Origin of the sequence: Hydrogenophaga sp. NFH-34 (assembly GCF_021401345.1) — a bacterium.
GTDB lineage: Bacteria > Pseudomonadota > Gammaproteobacteria > Burkholderiales > Burkholderiaceae_C > Hydrogenophaga > Hydrogenophaga electricum.
In genome coordinates this window covers 1-573 of sequence record NZ_JACBGE010000069.1, presented here as the reverse complement: position 1 = coordinate 573, position 573 = coordinate 1, and the positions used below count along the sequence as shown (strand labels likewise).

General features: G+C 67.9%; 1 protein-coding gene. It reads right to left on the bottom strand.

Features of this window, described 5'->3' with window-relative positions:
- Positions 1-573, bottom strand: a 573-nt coding sequence (locus L0977_RS25350; RefSeq protein ID WP_234267700.1) for an Ig-like domain-containing protein, incomplete at both ends; no start/stop codon positions are given.

Below are 573 nucleotides of genomic sequence, written 5' to 3'. Positions count from 1 at the left end.
GCAGGCTGCTCAGGTCCGGCGTGATCGTCAGCACGTCGCCCGGGTTCGGGTCGCTGAAGTAGTCATCCAGGTCCACCGTCACTTGCGTGCCGTCCACCGCCGGCACGATCAGGTTGGTCGGATCCGTCGGGTCCACTTCCGGGCTCTCCGGATCGCCCGGATTCGGGTCTTCCAGCACCGGCGGCTGGTTGGCCACGTTCACCGTGTGCGTGGCGCTGTCTTCCGCTCCGTCCTGGTCTCGGATCGTGTAGTTGATCACCACCGGCCCGCTCACGCCGGGCGCCGAGGTGAAGGTGTAGCTGCCGTCCGGGTTGCGCACCAGCGTGCCTTGCGTCGGGTCTGCCAGCTCCGCACTCACCACTTCGAACGGGTCTCCATCCGGGTCCGTGTCGTTGCCCGTCAGGTCCACCACCAGCGGGGTCTCCGGCTCGGCCGGTTCGCTGTCGTCATTGGCCACCGGCGGCGGGTTCACCGGCTCGATCGTGATCGTGCCTTCGAACGTGCCACCCTGACCGTCGTTCACCGTCACCGGGATCACGATCGGGCCGTTGTTGTCCACCGGCGGCGTCACCG